The 17,689-nt window shown below is 68.7% G+C and carries 17 protein-coding genes and 1 pseudogene; 10 read left to right on the forward strand and 8 right to left on the reverse strand.

Going from position 1 to position 17,689, the window contains the following annotated elements; translation table 11 throughout:
* Positions 1–153: 153 nt before the first annotated feature.
* A complete protein-coding gene (locus LY12_RS20430; RefSeq protein ID WP_253859011.1) occupies positions 154–1,605 on the forward strand; it encodes a glycoside hydrolase family 28 protein in 1,452 nt (483 codons plus the stop codon).
* A 36-nt stretch (positions 1,606–1,641) separates the two neighbouring features.
* On the forward strand, positions 1,642–3,072 hold the full coding sequence (locus LY12_RS20435) for a glycoside hydrolase family 28 protein (RefSeq protein WP_253859012.1): 1,431 nt from the start codon (positions 1,642–1,644) through the stop codon (positions 3,070–3,072).
* Between the two features lie 30 nt (positions 3,073–3,102).
* Here the strand turns inward: LY12_RS20435 and LY12_RS20440 are convergent, their stop codons facing one another.
* Positions 3,103–3,792, reverse strand: coding sequence for a GntR family transcriptional regulator (locus LY12_RS20440; protein WP_253859013.1), 690 nt, complete (start codon positions 3,790–3,792; stop codon positions 3,103–3,105).
* A gap of 168 nt (positions 3,793–3,960) precedes the next feature.
* Between LY12_RS20440 and LY12_RS20445 the strand changes: the two genes are divergently transcribed.
* On the forward strand, positions 3,961–4,392 hold the full coding sequence (locus LY12_RS20445; RefSeq protein ID WP_253859014.1) for a VOC family protein: 432 nt from the start codon (positions 3,961–3,963) through the stop codon (positions 4,390–4,392).
* Positions 4,393–4,543: 151 nt separating this feature from the next.
* On the opposite strand, the gene LY12_RS20450 is transcribed toward LY12_RS20445, so the two are convergent.
* Genes LY12_RS20450 through LY12_RS20460 form a run of 3 tightly spaced genes read right to left on the reverse strand, consistent with a single transcriptional unit; the run spans position 4,544 to position 7,604 of the window.
* Positions 4,544–5,461 carry a glycine betaine ABC transporter substrate-binding protein gene (locus tag LY12_RS20450; protein ID WP_253859015.1) on the reverse strand — a complete coding sequence of 306 codons (918 nt, stop codon included), beginning with the start codon at positions 5,459–5,461 and terminating at the stop codon, positions 4,544–4,546.
* Between the two features lie 44 nt (positions 5,462–5,505).
* Positions 5,506–6,396, reverse strand: coding sequence for an ABC transporter permease (locus tag LY12_RS20455; RefSeq protein WP_253859016.1), 891 nt, complete (start codon positions 6,394–6,396; stop codon positions 5,506–5,508).
* A complete protein-coding gene (locus LY12_RS20460) occupies positions 6,396–7,604 on the reverse strand; it encodes a quaternary amine ABC transporter ATP-binding protein (protein WP_253859017.1) in 1,209 nt (402 codons plus the stop codon). The genes LY12_RS20455 and LY12_RS20460 overlap by 1 nt, the downstream gene beginning before the upstream one ends.
* Before the next feature lie 1,154 nt (positions 7,605–8,758).
* Here LY12_RS20460 and LY12_RS20465 point away from each other — a divergent pair.
* Positions 8,759–9,535, forward strand: a pseudogene (locus tag LY12_RS20465) (endonuclease I family protein); the annotation flags it as partial.
* Positions 9,527–9,850: a ribonuclease domain-containing protein gene (locus LY12_RS20470; RefSeq protein ID WP_425563770.1), complete on the forward strand. Its 324-nt coding sequence runs from the start codon at positions 9,527–9,529 to the stop codon at positions 9,848–9,850. The pseudogene LY12_RS20465 and the gene LY12_RS20470, both read left to right, overlap by 9 nt.
* Before the next feature lie 87 nt (positions 9,851–9,937).
* Here the strand turns inward: LY12_RS20470 and LY12_RS20475 are convergent, their stop codons facing one another.
* The gene (locus LY12_RS20475; RefSeq protein WP_253859018.1) at positions 9,938–10,507 is read right to left on the reverse strand and encodes a TetR/AcrR family transcriptional regulator; all 570 of its coding nucleotides are present in this window, start codon (positions 10,505–10,507) and stop codon (positions 9,938–9,940) included.
* A gap of 149 nt (positions 10,508–10,656) precedes the next feature.
* Between LY12_RS20475 and LY12_RS20480 the strand changes: the two genes are divergently transcribed.
* Genes LY12_RS20480 through LY12_RS20490 form a run of 3 tightly spaced genes read left to right on the forward strand, consistent with a single transcriptional unit; the run spans position 10,657 to position 13,654 of the window.
* A complete protein-coding gene (locus LY12_RS20480) occupies positions 10,657–11,850 on the forward strand; it encodes an acyl-CoA dehydrogenase family protein (protein WP_253859019.1) in 1,194 nt (397 codons plus the stop codon).
* Complete coding sequence (locus LY12_RS20485; protein ID WP_253859020.1) at positions 11,847–12,890, forward strand: phosphotransferase family protein; 1,044 nt, start codon at positions 11,847–11,849, stop codon at positions 12,888–12,890. Before LY12_RS20480 ends, LY12_RS20485 begins: the two co-directional genes overlap by 4 nt.
* The gene (locus LY12_RS20490; RefSeq protein ID WP_253859021.1) at positions 12,887–13,654 is read left to right on the forward strand and encodes an SDR family NAD(P)-dependent oxidoreductase; all 768 of its coding nucleotides are present in this window, start codon (positions 12,887–12,889) and stop codon (positions 13,652–13,654) included. The genes LY12_RS20485 and LY12_RS20490 overlap by 4 nt, the downstream gene beginning before the upstream one ends.
* Before the next feature lie 2 nt (positions 13,655–13,656).
* On the opposite strand, the gene LY12_RS20495 is transcribed toward LY12_RS20490, so the two are convergent.
* Complete coding sequence (locus tag LY12_RS20495) at positions 13,657–14,160, reverse strand: YceI family protein (protein ID WP_253859022.1); 504 nt, start codon at positions 14,158–14,160, stop codon at positions 13,657–13,659.
* 70 nt (positions 14,161–14,230) lie between these two features.
* Positions 14,231–14,605: an ArsR/SmtB family transcription factor gene (locus tag LY12_RS20500; protein WP_253859023.1), complete on the reverse strand. Its 375-nt coding sequence runs from the start codon at positions 14,603–14,605 to the stop codon at positions 14,231–14,233.
* A 70-nt stretch (positions 14,606–14,675) separates the two neighbouring features.
* On the opposite strand from LY12_RS20500, the gene LY12_RS20505 reads away from it, so the two are divergent.
* Together LY12_RS20505 and LY12_RS20510 are read left to right on the forward strand one after the other, a co-directional pair.
* Positions 14,676–15,743 (forward strand): cation diffusion facilitator family transporter, encoded by a 1,068-nt coding sequence (locus LY12_RS20505; protein WP_253859024.1) that lies wholly within the window; start codon positions 14,676–14,678, stop codon positions 15,741–15,743.
* A 212-nt stretch (positions 15,744–15,955) separates the two neighbouring features.
* A complete protein-coding gene (locus LY12_RS20510) occupies positions 15,956–16,984 on the forward strand; it encodes a M23 family metallopeptidase (RefSeq protein WP_253859025.1) in 1,029 nt (342 codons plus the stop codon).
* Between the two features lie 141 nt (positions 16,985–17,125).
* On the opposite strand, the gene LY12_RS20515 is transcribed toward LY12_RS20510, so the two are convergent.
* On the reverse strand, positions 17,126–17,608 hold the full coding sequence (locus tag LY12_RS20515) for a hypothetical protein (protein ID WP_253859026.1): 483 nt from the start codon (positions 17,606–17,608) through the stop codon (positions 17,126–17,128).
* Positions 17,609–17,689: the final 81 nt, after the last annotated feature.

Genomic DNA, 17,689 nt, shown 5'->3' on the forward strand with positions numbered 1-17,689 from the left:
TTCTCCCATTGACACTCGAACGAGGCTGCTGTTCCATCAGAAACCGGTTTCTCGCAGCAACGGCAGCGGACCGGAGTCGTACGAAACCACTCCCGCGCCGAAGGCGGCCCGGGAGCGAGCGTGCTCACCGTCGAGTACCAGCGAGGAGAACGCATGTCGTCAACAGTCCTCACCCGAACCCTGACCGCCGCGCTCGGCGCGGCGCTCGCGATGTCCGTCTTCACGCCCCCCGCCGCGGGCGACCCACCCGGGCACGCCCCGGGCCAGTCCGAACCCCAGGGCTGGGAACTGGCCGACCGGATCCGCAAGGAGGTCCAACCACCCCGCATCCCGCAGCGCCCGTTCGACATCACCGACTACGGCGCCGACCCGAACGGCGACCGCGACAGCACGGATGCGATCGCCGACGCCATCGACGCCGCGGCCGAGAAGGGCGGCGGCAAGGTCGTCGTTCCGGAGGGTGAGTTCCACACCGGTGCGATCCGGCTGCGCAGCAACATCGAACTGCACGTCAGCGACGGCGCGACCGTGCGGTTCAGCCAGGACCCCGCCGACTACCTGCCCGCGGTGAAGACCCGCTGGGAAGGGGTCGAACTGTACAACTACTCGTCCTTCATCTACGCCCATGACGTCGAGGACGTCGCCATCACCGGTGGCGGCACGCTCGACGGCCAGGCCGACGACGAGCACTGGTGGCCGTGGAAGGAGGAGCCGAACGGCGACGGTGGGGTCATCGAGACCGAGCACCGTGACCAGCTGTTCCGGTGGGCGGCCGAGGGCACACCCGTCGAGCAGCGCCGGTTCGACGACAGCAAGCTCCGGCCGAACTTCGTGCAGTTCTACGAGAGCGAGAACATCCTCCTCGAGGACGTCACGCTGACGAACTCTCCGATGTGGATGATCCACCCCGTGTTGTCGGAGAACGTCACCGTCGACAATGTCACGCTCGACAGTCCGGTCGGACCCAACAGCGACGGCGTCAACCCGGAGTCCAGCAGGAACGTCGTCATCAAGAATTCGAGCTTCGACAACGGCGACGACTGCATCGCCATCAAGTCGGGACGCAACGAGGACGGCCGCAGGATCGGCGTTCCCAGCGAGAACATCGTCATCCACGACAACACGATGGCCGACGGCCACGGTGGCGTGACGATCGGCAGCGAGATGTCCGGCGACGTCTACAACGTCTTCGCCGAGGACAACGTCATGGACAGCGAAAACCTGGACCGCGCGCTGCGCATCAAGACCAACTCCGTACGCGGAGGCACCGTGGAACAGGTCTACTTCCGTGACAACGACATTCCGCAGATCGGCGGCGAGGTCATCCGGATCAACTTCCAGTACGAGGAGGGCGACGCGGGTGAGCACACGCCGACGGTGCGGGACATCCGCATCGAGAACGTCCACAGCACCGGCGGCGAGTTCGGCCTCTACCTGTTGGGTTACGAACAGTCCCCCATCAGTGACGTGACCATCCGCGACTCGACGTTCGCCGACGTCGACAGCCCGATGGAACTGGAACATGTCGACAATCTCCGGCTCGAGAACGTCGACATCAACGACGAGCACTACGACGAGGTCATCGACGCCGGCGCCGCGGACTGACGCCGCGCTGCTTCCACTCGCTGCGAAGGAGAACGCATGAAACAGCGGTCACGAGGCAGGAGGACACTCGTCGCGGCACTGGTCGGCCTGCTGTGCACCGGGCTGGCCGCCGGTTCCGGGGCCACCGCGGCGCCGGATCCGGGCGGTCAGGGTTCGGCGGGCAAGGGTTCGGTGGGCACGGATCCCCTGTGGCGGATGGCCGACCGCGTCGTGGACGCGGTCGAGGAGCCGTCGATTCCCGACCGGGAGTTCCGGGTGACGGACCACGGCGCGACCGGCGACGGGACCACGGACGACCACGACGCGATCATGGCGACGGTGCGTGCCGCGCACGAGAGCGGCGGAGGTCGTGTCGTACTACCCGAGGGGACCTGGCTCAGCGAGGGCCCGATCCACCTCGAAAGCAAGATCGAACTGCACATCGCCGACGGTGCACGGCTGCTGTTCGGCGCCGACCCGGCCGACTACCTTCCCGTGGTGCACACTCGTTGGGAAGGCACCGAGATGTACGGCTACTCGCCGCTCATCTACGCGAAGAACGTGCACGACGTGGCGATCACCGGCTCGGGCGTCATCGACGGCAACGAGGCGAGCGAGTTCCTGTCCTGGTACGACAAGCAGGACGCGGACGTGCAGCAGCTGCGGCGCATGGGCTTCGACGGGCAGCCGCTCGACAAGCGCCGCTTCGGGGAGGGGCACTTCCTCCGGCCGAGCATGATCCAGTTCTTCGGCGCCGAACGGGTGTTGCTGAACGACTACACGGTCACCAACTCGCCGTTCTGGATCAACCACCTCGTCTACACCGACCACGCGACGGTGCGAAATCTGACGGTCGAGAGCCACAACGCCAACAACGACGGCGTCGACGTGGATTCCAGCACGAACGTGCTCGTCGAGAAGAACACGTTCCGCACCGGCGACGACGCGGTTGCCGTGAAGTCGGGGCGGGACAAGGACGGCAGGGACATCGGCAGGCCCAGTGAACGCGTCGTCGTCCGGGACAACGACATGGGCGGCGAGGACGGGATCGCGCTGGGCAGTGAGATGTCCGGCGACATCCGGTACGTCTTCTTCGAGGACAACACGTTGCGCTCCGGCGCGTCGGCGATCCGGTTCAAGGGCAACCTCGACCGCGGCGGCACGGTGGAGCACATCCGCGTGCGCGATTTCGAGGTCGACTCGTTCGAGAACCTGATCTGGTTCCAGCTGAACTATCCCGGCGAGCTCGGCGGCGACTTTCCACCGGTGTACCGCGACCTCGTGTTCGAGGACTTCACGGTCGACAGCGCGACGACCACGCTGGAGATCCACGGGCCGGAGGACGTGCCGTTGCGGAACGTCACCCTGCGCGACATCGAGGTAGCCGAGTCCGAGACACCGATGGTGCTCGAGAACGTCGAGGATCTGACGTTCGACGACCTGGTGATCGCGGGCGAGCGCATCGACGGCGAGCTCGACTGGCGCTGACATCCCGGCCGAGGGCACACCGCCGTCGTCCTACCCGGACTCCCGTTCGGAACCCGGGTACGGCGCGGCGGTGCGCCCGCCGGTGAGCAGGTGGAACGCGTGCTTCCGGTGGTCGGCGAACAGCCGCGCCGCCCGGTCGGTGTCACCGGCACGCAACGCGGCCGCCAGCTCGCGGTGTTCGCCGGGCAGATGTGCTAGGTCGTCACTGACGCCGACGCGGGTCAGCAGGAAGAGGTGGACCTGTGACCGGATCGCCTGCCACGCCTCCCGCAGCCGCCGGTGGCCGGCCGCCGCATACACGGCGTCGTGGAACGCGATGTCGGCGCGCACCATCGCGTAGGCGTCGCCCGCCCGGCCCATGGTGTCCGCCGCGGCCTCGATCGCGGTGAGGCCCCGCTCGTCGGCCGTCTCGGCGACGAGGGATACGGCCAGTCCTTCCAGCGCACCACGCAGGCTGTCGAGTTCCGCGATGTCGGCGGCCGACAGCTCGACGACGAACGCGCCACGATGCCAGGCCGTGTGCACCAGCCCTTCCCGTTCCAACCGCAGCAACGCTTCGCGCACGGGCCCGCGGCTGACTTCCAGTGCGCGGGACAGCTCGACCTCCCGCAGCTGCGCGCCCGGTGCGTAGGTGCCGTCGAAGATCGCCTCACGCACCGTGTCGGCGACCTCGTCGGCGAGCCCCCGGCGCCGCGCCGGTGTGACGCTCCGCTCGGACATCCGCACCACCTCTTGTCTCAATGTTAACATTAAGACAAGCATGCGTGTCGGACACACACCACTCCGCTGAGCCCACTCGAACGTCTCGACGTGGCAGGCGGATCCACGACCGGCACACCGGCGACGTCAGAGCGTCACCGGCCCCGGACCGCGACCCAGGAGGTACCCGTGAGCGTCCTCGACTCCCCCATTCCGCGCTTCCACCTCGCCGTGCCGGTCGACGACCTCGACCGCGCCCGGCACTTCTACGGCGACGTCCTCGGACTCGACCAGGGACGCAGCTCCGACACCTGGATCGACTGGAACCTCCACGGTCACCAGTTCGTCACCCACCTCGCGCCCGGCCGCTCGGAGGGCGTCCACAATCCCGTCGACGGTCACGACGTGCCCGTGCCGCATTTCGGCCTGCTGCTGACGATTCCCGAGTTCCACGAACTCGCCGACCGGCTGCGCGCGGCCGACACGACGTTCGTCATCGAGCCGTATCTGCGGTTCGAGGGCCTGCCCGGTGAGCAGTGGACGATGTTCCTGCGGGATCCGGCCGGCAACGCCCTCGAGTTCAAGGCGTTCGCCGACGACGACCAGGTCTTCGCGGCCTGACCGCGAACCCTCCAGGCCGCTCGTCACCCGCACCCGAGGGTGCGGCTGCCGTCGGGGTGTGCGCCGCCCCACCCGGCGCAGCGACGCGTGCCGGCAGGCGACCGCCCGCCGGCACCACGCCCCACCGTCATCGGTTCGTCACCGATCGACGTCACTGCCCCTGGAGCTGGCCGAACGCCTCGTCCATGAGCTGTTTGTTCTGCTGCGCCCACTGCCCGGCGGCCTGCAGTTCCTGACCCTGGCCTGCCTCCTGGATCGTGTTCTCCAGCTCTTCCAGCTGCTTGTCCGTCAGCGAGAAGTTCTTGATGACGCGGGTCAACTCCGGGAAGTCCTCGCCGAATCCCTCACGGCCGATCATGTGCAGCTTCTCCGCTTCACCCATCGACCCCTTGGGGTCCTTCAGATCCTTCAGGTCGTAACGGGAGTACGCCCAGTGCGGGTGCCACAACGTCACGACGATCGGCTCCTTGTTCTGGATCGCCCTGTCCAACGCGGACAGCATCGCGGTGGTCGACGACTTCTGCAGGGTCATCGCCGAACCGAGCCCGTAGTCCGGGATCATCTTGGTCTCCACCAGCCGGGTCTCGCCCGCGCCCGGTTCGATACCCGTGATCTTGCCGTCGAACTGGCCCGCGTGCTGTTTGAGATCGGCGATCGAATTGACGTTCTTCACGTACGAGGGTACGGCGATGTCCAACGTGGCCTGGTCGTACCAGACGCCGAGATCCTCGACCTGGTCCTTGTACTGCTCCCAGTAGTCCGAGTGCGTGACGGGCAGCCACGCATCCTGGAACAGATCGACCTCTCCCTGCGCGACGGCCTGCCAGGTCGGTGCGACGTCGAGCTGCCGGAGGCTGACGTTGTAACCGCGCTCGTCCAGTTCGGCCTTGAACAGGTTGGCCAGTGCGATGTTCTCGTCCCATGCGATGTAACCGATGGTGAGATCGTTGCCACCACCCTCACCGCCACCGCCGCCGCTCTCGTCGTCACCGCCTCCACAGGCACCGACGACCATGACCAGCAGCGCTGCCAGCACCGCGGGAAGCGTCCGTGATGTTCGCCTTCTCATCCGTTCCGTCCTCCTTCCACCGGGTGGTCCTGACCGCCCGGTGCTCACGCCGCGCCCGCCAGCCTGCGTGCGCGACTGACCGCGGATTTCGCGGACAACGACGCGGTGATGCGGTCGAGATAAATGGCGAGGATCACGACACTCACGCCGTACTCGAAGCCCGCGCCGAGTTGGAGCCGGGTCGTGGCCTCGAAGACGTCGGCCCCGAGCCCCGGCGTGCCGACCATGCCGGCGATGACGACCATCGACAGCGACAGCATGATGATCTGGTTGACGCCCGCCATGATCGACGGCATGGCCAGGGGAATCTGGATTCCCGTGAGGATGCGGGCGGGCGACGAACCGAACGCCTCCCCCGCTTCGACCATCTCCCTGTCGACCTGCCGGATACCGAGTTCGGTGAGCCGCACTCCGGGCGCGAGCGCGAACATCACGGTCGCGACGACCCCCGGGCCGACGCCGATCCCGAAGAAGATCACGGCGGGGATCAGATAGATGAACTGCGGCACGGTCTGCAGGAAGTCCATGACCGGCTTGATCATCCTGCTCGCCGTGTCACTGCGGGCGCCGAGTATGCCCAGCGGAACCGCGATGATCACCGCCACGATCCCGGCCAGCAGTACGAGCGACAGGGTCTGCATCGCGCTGTCGTACGAGTTCAGCCCGTCGAGCAGCGCGAAACCGATCAGCGCGGCCAGTCCGAACTTCCAGCCGCGCAACCACAACGCCAACAGGGCGAACAGCAGGATCATGACCCAGGTCGGCGCCCAGGTCAGCAGGTCGGCCAACGACATGACCGCTGATTCGAGGCCGTCGGACACCGCGGTGAAGAAGTCCCCCAGGTTGTCCTGCAGCCACCCGACCAGTTCGGAGAACCATTCGCCGAGGGGAATCCTCGGCACCTCCCAATCCGTGACGGCGGGTACGACGCGCATCAGCGAACCTCCTCGGATCCGGTGCGGTCGGGGGCGTGCTCGACCTCGCCCAGCGCCGCGAGCAACGCCGACTGGTGCACGACTCCGATCAACGTGCCGCGCTCGTCCACGACCGCCAGCGGCATCGGCCCGGAGGCGGCGGTGAACAACTCACTGACGGCCGTGTCCGCGGGAACACTCGTCACGGGCCGTTGCGCGTCCCCGACGCTGGTATGTCCGCCCCCGGCGGCCTCGGTCGCGTCGCGTTCCAGCACCGCACCCGCGGGCGCGCCCGCGGCGTCGACGACCAGTACGGCGCCCACGTGCTGCTCCCGCATCACCCGCAGCGCCTCGTTCGGGGACGCCGACGACGGGACCGCGTGGAGCGGCTTGGCCATCACCGACCGCGCCGTCAGTACCCGCGCCCGGTCGACGTCCCTGACGAACTCCGAGACGTAGTCGTCGGCCGGTGCGGTGAGAATGGCTTCGGCGGTTCCGATCTGCACGATCCGGCCCTGCCGCATGACGGCGATCCGGTCACCGAGTCGCATCGCCTCGTTCAGGTCGTGCGTGATGAACACGATCGTCTTCCCCAGTTGCTGCTGCAGCGTGAGCAACTGGTCCTGCATTTCCCTGCGGATCAGCGGATCGAGCGCGCTGAACGCCTCGTCCATGAGCAGGACGTCCGTGTCCGCGGCGAGTGCGCGCGCCAGCCCGACACGCTGCTGCATGCCGCCGGAGAGCTGTTCGGGAAGGCGGTTCTCCCAACCTTCGAGCCCGACGAGCGACAGCGCCTGCTGCGCCCGATCGAGCCGTTCCTGTTTACCCTGCCCCTGAACCTGCAGCCCGTACGCCGCATTCTGCAGCACGGTCCGGTGCGGAAACAGCGCGAAATGCTGAAACACCATGCTCATACGCCGCTTGCGCATGTCACGGATCTGCCGCGCCGACATCCCGGTTATCTCGACTTCGTCCAGATAAACCCGACCATGGGTAACGGGTAGGATTCCATTCAGCATCCGGAGCAGTGTCGATTTACCCGATCCGGAAAGGCCCATCACCACGAAAATCTCACCGGAGCGCACGTCGAACGACGCGTCGACCACGGCCGCGGTCGTTCCCGGTACCGCCGCCTGGGCGGATCCGTTCTCGCTCAACAGGACACGAACGGCCTCGTCCGCACGGCGGCCGAACACCTTGTAGAGGTTTTCCACCTGGATAGAAGGCACCTCGGTCCACCTTTCTGGCGGCAGCAAGGAAAACCGATCCCCAGTTTAGTAGGCGTTCCGGAAATTCATCGGGTGAACTACCGAGGGGTACCCACCGGAAGCTATCCGTCACCACTTCGGAAAAGTCGACCGGATACAGACATGAAGGAACCACGGCCATTCGACCCTCGGTTCGAGAATAAGTAACACGACGGGGCGGGCCGCGGTGGCCCGGCGACAGCACCCCTCGACGCGGGGCGACAGCCACCGACCGCACAGGCGGGTTCGCGGCCCGCAGGCCGGTTTCCGGCCCCGCAGGAGGGGCTCTGGGCCCACAGGTGGACTCGCGGCCCCGCAGGCGACCTCCCGCCCGCACCGCCACACCGGCGTGCGGTCGCCACAGCGGCATGCGATCGCCACGAGACAGGCCGCCGAGGCCGCGCCGATGGCCCGGCACGGCGTCTCCGGCGCGGCACGGCAGCCTCCGGCACAGCTCGGCCACCGTTCCCGGCCCACCGGCCGGGGCACGGACACGAGGGAACACGCGCACCGGCCACGCGGTTCCAGGAGCGGCGGTACCCCTTCGGCGGGCACCGCGAAGCGAGCTGGCCGAGAGTCAGCCAGTACATCCGGCACCCGTCGAACGCCGCGGACTCCTCGATCAGCACGGTGCCGTGCCGGTCGTCATGGCCGGCCACGATGACGTGGTGGCAGAGCGACCTGTCCGGCGTGGTCCGCACCACCGGCGTGCGACAGGCACGTTTCGGATCGTCATCCGACGGCTCCCGGATCGGCTCGTCCGAGTATTCGCCGAGACACCTTTTTCACCCGTTTCGGCCGCGCCGGAATGGGGACACCGACCACACGGCGCCAGCAACGGAAGAGCTCGAGAACCAACCCGGAAAAGAATCCTTTCACAGGTTCGAACCGGTTGAATACGGGACATGGCGGACAATTCTCCTTGTGCGCCCACACTCCCCCTACCTGGGGGGATGCCGCCGGTCAGCGCAACGACGATGGTCCGAACAGTGCAGTAATCCCGACGCTGCCCACCGATCGCATCGCCGTAACTGCCTGTTCATCGACCAGCAGACGTTCGTCGGTTATTTCATTTTGCTCTTTCGTGTGAAAGTGATGTCCGCCCTGTGTGACGACTGTAGAAACGAGGCCCTGGGATGAGGACACGTACCACCCGGTGGGCGGTGGGAGCCCTGTCGGCTTTCGCCGTCACCGCGGGGATGCTCGCACCGGTGCAGGCGACGGCGGACGTGCCTGCCGGTTACTACGACGCCGCCGAAGGCCTGTCCGGCGGCGAACTGAAGAGCGCACTCAACGACATCATCAGCGACAGCACTCAGCTGTCGTACGACGAGGTGTGGGACGCGCTCAAGGCGAGCGACGAGGACCCGAACAACGGGAACAACGTCGTCCTGCTCTACAGCGGCGAGTCCCGGAGCAAGGACGCCAACGGAGGCGGCAGCGGCGACTGGAACCGCGAGCACGTCTGGGCCAAGTCGCACGGCGACTTCGGCACATCCGGCCCCGGCGCCGACGCGCACCACCTCCGTCCGACGGACGTGCAGGTCAACAGCGCCCGCGGCAACAAGGACTTCGACAACGGCGGCAGCGAGGTCGACGGTGCACCCGGCAACTTCACCGACGACGACTCGTACGAACCGCGCGACGAGGTCAAGGGCGACGTCGCCCGCATGATCTTCTACATGGCGGTGCGCTACGAGGGCGAGGACGGCGCTCCGGATCTCGAGCTCAACGACGAGGTCGACAACGGGTCGCAGCCCCTGATGGGACGCAGTTCCGTGCTACTCGACTGGCACGCCGCCGACCCGGTGAGCGACATGGAACGCCGACGCAACGACGTCATCTACGAACAGTTCCAGAACAACCGGAACCCGTTCATCGACCACCCCGAGTGGGCGGGCGAGATCTTCGGTGACGGTTCCACTCCCACCCCCGAACCGGAGCCGGAGCCGGAGCCCGACCCGGGCTGCGGCGAGGCGACGGGCCTGGAGACCGTGGGACTGTCGTCGCTTCCCTCGGACGCACAGGGGATCATCGAGGACGTCCGCAACGGCCGGACCGGTGAGACCTACGAGAACCGCGAAGGCGTTCTGCCGGACTGCGAGGACGGCTATTACCAGCTGTTCCACGTCGGCTACGAGGACCGCGTGATCGCCGGTGACGGCGGCGAGTTCTACTACACGCCGGACTACTACGAGACGTTCCAGTCGGTGAATCTCGACTCCTGACCACCGCAGACGACCCTGGGGTCGGTGCCTGCCTCCGTGCGGCACCGACCCCGTCGTCGTGGTGAAGCACCACCGCCGGTATCGCTGCTAGCCCTGGTGGCCGACCAGGCGCAGCGCGAACGTGCTGTACTGCCAGACCACCGCATCCTCGGTGAGCTCCCCGTCCTCGCGGTACCAGGCCGAGACGCCCATGCCGAGGTCGAGCACCGCGTACGAGGCGAGCCGTGCCGAGTCGACCCGGAACACGCCGTCGGCCACGCCCGCGGCCACGAGGTCGCGGAAACCGTGTTCGTACTCGGCACGCAACGCGAGCACCCGGGCGCGATGAGGTTCGACGAGGCTGCGGATCTCGCGGTTTCCGACGAACGCCTCCAGCCGGTGCCGGGCGTGATACCGCACGTGTGCCTCGGTCGCCCGCCGCAGCCGTTCGGCCGGATCCTCGGAACTCGCCACGGCGGTGCGGTAGCCCGCCAACAGCGCCTCCATCGTCGTGGTCATGATGCGGGCGAGCAGGTCCTGTTTGGACTCGACGTGCTTGTACAGACTCGGCCCGCGCATACCGACGGCGGCACCGATGTCCGCCATCGTGGTCGCCCGGTAGCCCCGGCCGGTGAACAGTTCGAGCGCGGCCGCGCGGATGTCGTCGAACCGGTCCACAGCCCCTCCTCGATTCAATCCGGCCAGTCCGGCTAATTCATCATAGCCGCATCTGCACGGATGTGTCGCCGTCCACCAGGCGCTTGCCCGACCTCGGGTGACCCGTCTACAGTTTCGGCTAACATTCATTAGCCACACGGGAGTCGCCAATGGCCGTGGACCTCAGCCCCACTCCCGACGTCGCCGAGCTCGTCGAGCGCACGACGAGGTTCGTGCGCGACGTCGCCGTGCCCCTGGAGGAGCGGCACGGCGGGGTCGCCCGCACCGAGGACGTCCGCACCGAGCTGCAACGTGCCGCCAAGGAGGCCGGGGTCTTCGCCCCGCACGTGTCCCACGAGTACGGCGGGCACGGCCTGGATATGCGCGGCCGCGCCGCCGTGTTCGAGGCGGCCGGTTACTCGCTGTTCGGCCCGCTCGCGCTCAACATCGCGGCACCGGACGAGGGCAACATGCACCTGCTCGAGGCGATCGCGACGGCGCACCAGAAGGAGAACTACCTCCGTCCACTCGCGACCGGGGCGGTGCGGTCGTGCTTCGCGATGACCGAACCCGCCCCGGGCGCCGGTTCCGATCCCAACGCGCTCACCACGGTCGCCGAACGCGAGGAGGGCGGCTGGCGCATCAACGGGCGCAAATGGTTCATCACCGGTGCCGACGGCGCGGCCTACGCGATCTGCATGGCGCGCACGTCCGGCACCGACGGCGGGACCGCGGGCGCCACGATGTTCCTCGTCGACGCCGACAATCCCGGCATGACGCTCGTGCGCCACATCGACACGCTCGACGAGAGCCTCTACGGCGGGCACCTGGAAGTGCTGTTCGAGAACTGCCGAGTGCCCGACGACGCCGTGCTCGGCGAGGTGGACGAAGGGTTCCGGTACGCCCAGGTGCGGCTCGGCCCGGCCCGCATGACGCACTGCATGCGCTGGCTCGGCATCGCCCGGCGGTCACAGGACATCGCGGTCGCCCGCGCGGCCGACCGCGAGGCGTTCGGCTCCCGGCTCGGTGAACTCGGCATGGTGCAGCAGATGATCGCCGACAACGAGATCGACATCGCCGCCTCGCGCGGGCTCATCACGCAGGCGTGCTGGGAGCTCGATCTGGGCCGGTCGGCGGCTCAGTCGACCGCGATGGCGAAGACGTTCTGCGCCGAGGCGATCTGGCGAGTGGTCGATCGGTCGCTGCAGATCTGCGGATCGCTCGGCGTGTCCGGCGACGTCCTGTTGAGCCGGTTCCTGCGCGAGGTCCGGCCGTTCCGCATCTACGACGGGCCCTCGGAGACGCACCGGTGGTCCATCGCACGGCGCGTGCTGCGCCGCCGCGACGAGGAGGCGCGCCGATGACCCCGACCGCCACCGGCCCGGGATCCGCGCCCGACGGCCTCGACATGCCCGCGCTCACCGAGTTCTTCGCCGCACGCGTCCCGGGCTTCGGCGGCACGCTGGAGGCCGAGCTGATCGCGGGCGGCAAGTCGAATCTCACGTTCCTGCTGACCGACGGCACGCGCCGCTGGGTGCTGCGCAGACCGCCGCTCGGCAACCTCACACCGTCGGCACACGACATGCTGCGCGAGTACCGCGTCGTCGCCGCCCTCTCCGGGACCGACGTGCCCGTGGCGCCCGCGGTGGCCTACGACGACACGGTGCTGGACGTGCCGTTCGCGCTGGTCGAGTACGTCGACGGGCCGGTGCTGCGCACCGAGCGGCAGTTGCACGAGCTGCCGGACGCCGACATCGAACGTTGTGGGTACGCGCTCGTCGACGTGCTGGCCTCACTGCACGCCGTCGACCCGGAGCCGGTGGGACTCGGCGACTTCGGCAAGCCCGCGGGCTACCTGGAGCGGCAGGTGCGCCGGTGGTACGACCAGTGGCAGCGGGTGCGGACCCGCGAACTGCCGGACATCGACGCGCTGCACACCCGGCTGGCGGAGTCGTGCCCGCCCGAGAGCGGGGCGTCGATCGTGCACGGCGACTATCGCATCGACAACACGATCCTCGACCCCGACGACCCGGCGCACGTGCGCGCGGTCGTGGACTGGGAGATGGCGACCCTCGGCGATCCGCTCGCCGACCTGGGGTTGCACCTGGTCTACGCCGATCCGTCGTTCGCCCCGGTGCTGTCCGGGTCCGCCGCCTCGACCAGCGCGAAACTGCCGTCGGCCGCCGCCGTGGCGCAACACTACGCGGACGTGAGCGGACGCGACCTGAGCCGGTTCGCGTTCTATCTCGGACTCGGCTACTTCAAGATCGCCGTGGTGGCGGAGGGCATCCACGCGCGGTATCGGCAGGGTATGACACGTGGTGACGGTTTCGACCACGTCGGAGAGGCCGTCGCGCCGCTCGCCGCGGGCGGGCTGCGCGCGTTGAAGGGAGACCTCGCATGAGCGGCGTACTGGATCTGTTCCGACTGGACGACAAGGTCGCCGTCGTGACGGGCGCGAGCTCCGGCCTGGGGGCCGGCTTCGCCGTCGCGCTCGCGGAAGCCGGAGCCGACGTGGTCCTCGCCGCCCGGCGTACCGACCGCCTCGCGGAGACGGCCGAGCGGGTACGCGAGACCGGCAGGCGCGCGCTCACCGTCGCCACCGATGTCGCCGACGCAGCCGGTGTCGACGCGATGGCCGCCGCGGCCGTCGACGAGTTCGGCCACATCGACGTATTGGTCAACAACGCGGGTGTCGGCACCGCCGTTCCTGCGCTGAAAGAGGACCCCGACGAGTTCCGAAAGGTCGTCGACATCAATCTGAACGGCGCGTACCTGGCCGCGCGGGCGTGTGCCACCCGGATGGAGTCCGGTTCGAGCATCGTCAACATCGCGAGCGTGCTCGGCCTGATCAAGTCGTTCGCCCCGCAGGCCTCCTACGCCGCCAGCAAGGCGGGTGTCATCGGACTGACGCGCGACCTGTCCCAGCAGTGGTCCGGCCGCAAGGGCATCCGCGTCAACGCGATCGCGCCGGGCTACTTCGCCAGCGAGATGACCGCCGAGATCCCGGAGGACAAGCTCCTGCCGTTCGTGCGGCAGACCTCCACGCTCGGCAGGCTCGGGGAGCAGCGGGAACTCGACACCGCGGTCGTCTTCCTCGCCAGCCCGGCCTCGTCGTACGTCACGGGCTCCACGCTGGCCGTCGACGGCGGCATGTCGGGGCACTGACGTCACGCTCTGCGCGCGACCACATCCACCGTCAGGTGCTGGTTGCGTCCGGTCATTCCGCGCGCGGTGCGAATGCCGAACTCGAAACGGTCGACGGTGGCGGTGGCGCGAGCGGTGAGCTCACCGCCGACCAGGTCGATCCGCGACACGTCGAGGACCAGCGGTCGCGTCGTCCCCCGGACCGTCAGCGTTCCGTGCAGGAGGCCCTCCGGATCGCGTGGTTCGAAGCGCTCGGCGTGGAACAACAGGTGTGGACAGCGCTCCGCGTCGAGGTAATCGGCCGAACGGACGTGCTCGTCACGCGGACCGTTGCCGGTCGAGAAGCCGGCCGCAGATATCCGAACCTCAACGGTCGAGTCCTCTGGCGGTTCGGCCACAGTGACAGTGCCGCCCTCGACCGGAAAAGTGCCTTTCACCCCCAGCAGGCCGAACATCGCACGGGTGCGGAACGCGACCGTCGAATCCACCGGGTCGATGACGTATACACCCGCGTCACTCGTGGTCATCACACTCTCCCCAGAATTCGCCACAAAGGCCTCGGAACCGACGTGGCCGAGGCGTCGAACCCTAGCAGCGTTATGCCACGCCGTGGTGCGCGTTGTCCGCGGCCGGGTCAGCGGCGGGCGGCAGGTCGCGGTCGATGTGGTCGGCGTGGAACAGCGCCTGCGCCAGCAAGCCGCGCACGTGGTTGTTGGCGGCCGAGTAGTAGACGAACGTCCCTTCGCGCCGGCCCGTGACCAGGCCTGCGAGCCGCAGTTTCGCCAGATGCTGGCTGACCGCCGTCGGGGCGGCACCGGCCAGCTCGGCCAGACACGCGACCGACGACTCGCCCTGGAGCAACGCCCACAGCACCTTGATCCGCGTCGGATCGGCGAGCAGCCGGAACGACTCCGCGGCCAGGTCGACCTGTTCGTCGTTCGGCATGTCGAAATCGGGCACCGAACTGTGCATGCCGACACGGTACGGCACCTCGATTGGTTACGCACTTGCTTATCTGCGTGAGTGCGCAGATAGTGATCCTGTGACACGTCAGCACACACCCGACGACCACGACCACCACCACACCACCGGGCACGGGCACGGGCACGGGCACGGGCACGGGCACGGGCACGGGCACGGCGGAAGTTTCGCCTCCCGCCTCCGGCACCTGGTGACTCCGCACAGCCACGATTCCGCCAACCGCGTCGACACCGCACTCGAAACGAGCAGCAAGGGCCTGCGCGCGCTCGCCTGGTCGTTCGCGGGTCTCATGCTCACCGCCGTGATCCAGCTCGGCATCGTGCTGATCACCGGGTCGGTGGCACTGCTGAGCGACACGATCCACAACTTCGCCGACGCGTTGACCTCGATCCCGCTGGCCATCGCGTTCGTACTGGGCAGGCGCGCGGCCTCACGCCGGTACACCTACGGCTTCGGCCGCGCCGAGGACCTCGCCGGCATCGTCGTGGTCGTGCTCATCGCGGCCTCCGCCGCACTCGCCGGATACGAATCCGTGAGCCGGCTGTTCGACCCCCAGCCCATGACCCATGCGTGGGTGGCGATGCTCGCCGGGGTCGCGGGCTTCGCGGGCAACGAGCTCGTCGCCCGCTACCGGATCCGCATCGGGCGGGAGATCGGTTCCGCCGCGCTGGTCGCCGACGGGCTGCACGCCAGGACGGACGGTTTCACCTCCCTGGCCGTCGTGGTCGGCGCTCTCGGCAGCATGGCAGGGTTCCCGCTGGCCGACCCGATCATCGGTCTGCTCATCACGGTCGCGATCCTCGCCGTCCTCCGCGGCGCCGCACGGGAGGTCCTGGGCAGGCTCATGGACGCCGTCGAACCCGACCTCACCGAGCGAGTGGAACGGACCGCGGCGGCCGTGCCCGGGGTCGGCGCCGTCCGGCAGGTCCGGGTGCGGTGGCTGGGCCACAGTCTCCGGGCCGAACTGGACGTCGCCGTGGAGGGCACGCTCGACGTCACGTCCGCGCACGCGATCTCCCACGAGGTCGAGCGCGCACTCACCGGTGCCGTACCGCGGCTGACCGCGGCGACCGTGCACACCGAACCCCTCGCCGGCGCGGCGGATGCGCACGGGCACTCCGGCGGCTGAGCCAGGAACGGGCCGTCCGGCGACGGAGCTGTACACGATACGCACACCTGGGATCACTCGGTGTCAGATCGACGCCTGCCCGTGATCGAACCGTTGTGGCGTTTCTCAAAGGCACTGGACCCCGTCCCGGCGAGTGCGCATTCTCGGTCCTCTCCCCGACCCGAGTGACGCGTTTCCCCCGACGCGTCCGACAACACAATTGGAGACCCCGCATGAGTGCGCCCCACGCGCTCAGCCGGGCGGCGGCCGTGACACTGGCAACACTGGCGCTGGTCGCCGCCCCGACCACCCCGGCCCACGGCCAGGAATCCCCCGACGACCTGGAGGCCGCGCGCACCGAACTGAGCCAGGCCCAGGCAGCACTGGCCCAGACCTACCAGCGTTACGGCGACGCTCAGCGCAAACACGAGCGCACGCAGCAGGCCGCCACGCAGGCTCGCGAGCGTGCCGAGCAGGCCCGCGGCGCGGCCGAGAAGGCCGCCGCGCGGGTGCGCGGCATGCGCGGCGACGTCGACCGGTTCGCCTCCGCGAGCTTCCGGCAGGGCAGCACGGTCGGCTCGATCTCGGCCTACCTCGGCGCGGAGAGCACGACCGAGATGTTGGAACGCTCGTCCCTGCTCAACGCGATCAGCGACGACCAGCTCAGCATCCTGGACCGGATGCGTGCGGCGCTCGACAAGCGACGCGCGTCCCAGCACGACGCCACCGCCGCCCTGCGCGAGGCGTCCAGCAACGAACAGGCGGCGGAGTCGGCCAAGACCGAGGCGCAGCGCGCGTTCCGCGCCGCGAAGGCCAAGAAGCAGGAGGCACAGTCCGAGATCGACCGGCTCTCGGCGGCCACCGCAGAGGTGAGCACCGGCGGTGCCGCCAAGCCCGCCGAGGGCGAACTGACCTCCGGGTACGGCGCTCGGTGGGGCACGGTCCACTACGGGATCGACATCGCCAACAGCATCGGCACACCGATCCACTCGACACTGCCGGGTGAGGTGATCGACGCTGGCCCCGCGAGCGGCTTCGGCATGTGGGTGCGCGTGCAGCACTCCGACGGCCTCATCTCGGTGTACGGCCACATCGACGAGGCGACCGTGTCGGTGGGCCAGCAGGTCGCCGCGGGCGAGCAGATCGCCACGATGGGCAACCGCGGTCAGTCGACCGGTCCGCACCTGCACTTCGAGATCCACGAGAACGGCAACAAGATCGATCCGTTGCCGTGGCTGCGCAGCCGGGGCGTGGACATCTGACACCCGCCCCGCGGTGCGGGCGCGCCGACGACGAGGCGGCAGGCCGGAGTCACCCGGTCGACCGCCTCGTCGATCGTGAGGCACCCTCGACGGACAACGGCGGCGCGGTCCGACGTCCGGCTGAGCAGCCGGAGGCCCGCCTCACCAGCTGAGCAGTTCGCGGGGGATGCCGTGCTCGGCCGAACCGCGGCCGCCGACCGGTACCGCCGAGACGGCCGCCAGCACCGCGCCGAGGCTCGGCAGCCAGCGGCGGGCCGCGTCGGGAGCGACGAGCCAGCGGGCCGCGCATTCCTGCCTGCCGTCCGGCAGCGGGACGACCGATCCGGCCGGAAGGACGCGGATTCCGCCGGGCAGTGGCTGCTGCATCGTGCCGAAGTCGTCGGCCTCGGCCAGCAGGACGGTGACGCGCTCCCGCCTGGTCGGCAATCCGAGGGCGGGGCCGGCGCAGTCGAGTTTCCGCAGGTCCGCGAGGACCGTGTCGGACAGGGCACGCGGCACGACGACGGCCGCGACCCCGGAGCCGGTGATCAGCCGCTGCCCTTTCGCGTGCTGTTCGACGGGCCAGCCGTATGTGCCGCGGTAGTCGGGACGGGTGCCCTGGGACTCGTCCAGTTCGAGAGTCATCGCGGTCCTCCTGCGGTGCATCGTCGCTCCACGTGCCGTTCCACGCTAGTGGCACTGAGTGCCGTTAGCAAGTGAATCCTG

Origin of the sequence: Prauserella alba (genome assembly GCF_024171735.1) — a bacterium.
Classification (GTDB): domain Bacteria; phylum Actinomycetota; class Actinomycetes; order Mycobacteriales; family Pseudonocardiaceae; genus Prauserella; species Prauserella alba.

Coding starts and splice junctions, on each gene's coding strand:
- LY12_RS20430 (WP_253859011.1), top strand. CDS start 154: ATGTCGTCAACAGTCCTCACCCGAACCCTGACCGCCGCGCTCGGCGCG.
- LY12_RS20435 (WP_253859012.1), top strand. CDS start 1,642: ATGAAACAGCGGTCACGAGGCAGGAGGACACTCGTCGCGGCACTGGTC.
- LY12_RS20440 (WP_253859013.1), bottom strand. CDS start 3,792: ATGTCCGAGCGGAGCGTCACACCGGCGCGGCGCCGGGGGCTCGCCGAC.
- LY12_RS20450 (WP_253859015.1), bottom strand. CDS start 5,461: ATGAGAAGGCGAACATCACGGACGCTTCCCGCGGTGCTGGCAGCGCTG.
- LY12_RS20455 (WP_253859016.1), bottom strand. CDS start 6,396: ATGCGCGTCGTACCCGCCGTCACGGATTGGGAGGTGCCGAGGATTCCC.
- LY12_RS20480 (WP_253859019.1), top strand. CDS start 10,657: ATGGCCGTGGACCTCAGCCCCACTCCCGACGTCGCCGAGCTCGTCGAG.
- LY12_RS20485 (WP_253859020.1), top strand. CDS start 11,847: ATGACCCCGACCGCCACCGGCCCGGGATCCGCGCCCGACGGCCTCGAC.
- LY12_RS20490 (WP_253859021.1), top strand. CDS start 12,887: ATGAGCGGCGTACTGGATCTGTTCCGACTGGACGACAAGGTCGCCGTC.
- LY12_RS20495 (WP_253859022.1), bottom strand. CDS start 14,160: ATGACCACGAGTGACGCGGGTGTATACGTCATCGACCCGGTGGATTCG.
- LY12_RS20500 (WP_253859023.1), bottom strand. CDS start 14,605: ATGCACAGTTCGGTGCCCGATTTCGACATGCCGAACGACGAACAGGTC.
- LY12_RS20510 (WP_253859025.1), top strand. CDS start 15,956: ATGAGTGCGCCCCACGCGCTCAGCCGGGCGGCGGCCGTGACACTGGCA.
- LY12_RS20515 (WP_253859026.1), bottom strand. CDS start 17,608: ATGACTCTCGAACTGGACGAGTCCCAGGGCACCCGTCCCGACTACCGC.